The organism is Ruegeria sp. AD11(2025) (assembly GCF_056542405.1).
Map to the genome: position 1 here is coordinate 1 of NZ_JBQFZU010000167.1, position 531 is coordinate 531.

The 531-nt window shown below is 53.7% G+C and carries 1 protein-coding gene; it reads right to left on the bottom strand.

What is annotated here, in order from left to right:
• Positions 1 to 123: 123 nt before the first annotated feature.
• Positions 124 to 405 (bottom strand): hypothetical protein, encoded by a 282-nt coding sequence (locus tag ACR1XY_RS24915; RefSeq protein WP_170435100.1) that lies wholly within the window; start codon positions 403 to 405, stop codon positions 124 to 126.
• Positions 406 to 531 lie beyond the last annotated feature (126 nt).

Below are 531 nucleotides of genomic sequence, written 5' to 3' on the forward strand. Positions count from 1 at the left end.
GCATAAGCTGGCGCAGATCAGAACGCGAATGAAATAATGCGTATTATTCATAGTCTAACCTTTGGTTTGGAAAACAAGTTTTGGGCCAATGGAAATCACACGCCACCGGGTCACGTAATCTTCCTAACCCTCCTGACTGTATCCAACGCCGGTGATGACGCCTCCAGCATCGGCGCGGCACAGCCAGGGTGCGTCGGCACCGGCAACGGAAACCGATGTGACTGTACCGGTCGGACTTGATTGGGTGGAGAGGGTCGATACATCGCCCGGCCCTCTGCCTGTTTCCGCAGCGACCAGAGCCTCGCAGCTCGCCTCCAGATCGGTTTCGGTGCCGGATCCGGTTTGACTGTTTGGTGCGCACGCACAAAATGCAAGAAAAACAACCGAGCCATAGATATGTTTCATAACCACCTGCTCTTTATTAGTAGGTCGAGATCGCGCTCCGATCCTCTGGCCCGATGCTGCCAGATCAAAACGAAAAAACAAGGTTCAATCCGAAACACTTTGGCCTAAAGCAGGCTCTGGCACCTC